The sequence below is a fragment of the Psychrobacter sp. Sarcosine-02u-2 genome (assembly GCF_002836335.1).
Classification (GTDB): domain Bacteria; phylum Pseudomonadota; class Gammaproteobacteria; order Pseudomonadales; family Moraxellaceae; genus Psychrobacter; species Psychrobacter faecalis.
The window spans coordinates 1-762 of the sequence record NZ_PJBX01000053.1; the positions used below are offsets into that span (position 1 = coordinate 1).

Here is a 762-nt window from a genome sequence, read left to right on the forward strand (position 1 = left end):
ATATTCCTAATAAATAATATGGAGAAAATTATGTCCGACCTAAAAACATTAGAGAAATTGGCAGAAAAACGTCGTTCAGTTTATGCTTTGAGCGATCAATTACCCGTTTCAAATGATGAAATCGTCAAGTTGGTTGAACATGCGGTTTTACATACGCCATCGTCATTTAACTCGCAATCAACGCGTATCGCTGTTTTGTTTGGTGACGACCATAACAAGCTTTGGCAATTAACCGAAGATACCCTACGCGATATCGTCGATAACGAAGAGCAATTTGCAGCGACCAAGCAAAAAATGGATGGCTTTAAAGCAGGTGCTGGTACTATCTTGTTTTTTGAAGATCATAGCGTCGTCAGAGACATGCAAGCTGCTGCACCTTTGTATGCAGACAAATTTCCAATTTGGGCGCACCAAACCAATGCGATGCACCAGTACATTATTTGGACGGCGTTAGCCAGTATTGATGTCGGCGCCAACTTACAGCATTACAATCCTATTATCGACAAAAAAGTCGCTGAAGAGTGGAATATCGATGAGCATTGGAAGATGAACGCGCAATTGGTATTTGGCGCTATCGAACAACCCGCAGGCGACAAGGAATTTAAGCCTCTCGAAGAGCGTATGAAAGTATTTGGTAAATAAGCTATTTTTTAAAATAGCTAACAACTAGAAAGAGCGCCACTCAATGGATTATTGGGTGGCGCTTTTTCAACTGTGTTAAACGGAAAAGTTAAAATAGTAGCAGTATTAAATACCATTTAT

At 40.2% G+C, this 762-nt stretch carries 1 protein-coding gene; it reads left to right on the forward strand.

Going from position 1 to position 762, the window contains the following annotated elements:
- The first annotated feature begins 30 nt into the window (after nucleotides 1-30).
- Nucleotides 31-642: a nitroreductase family protein gene (locus CXF58_RS01215; protein ID WP_102076326.1), complete on the forward strand. Its 612-nt coding sequence runs from the start codon at nucleotides 31-33 to the stop codon at nucleotides 640-642.
- Nucleotides 643-762 lie beyond the last annotated feature (120 nt).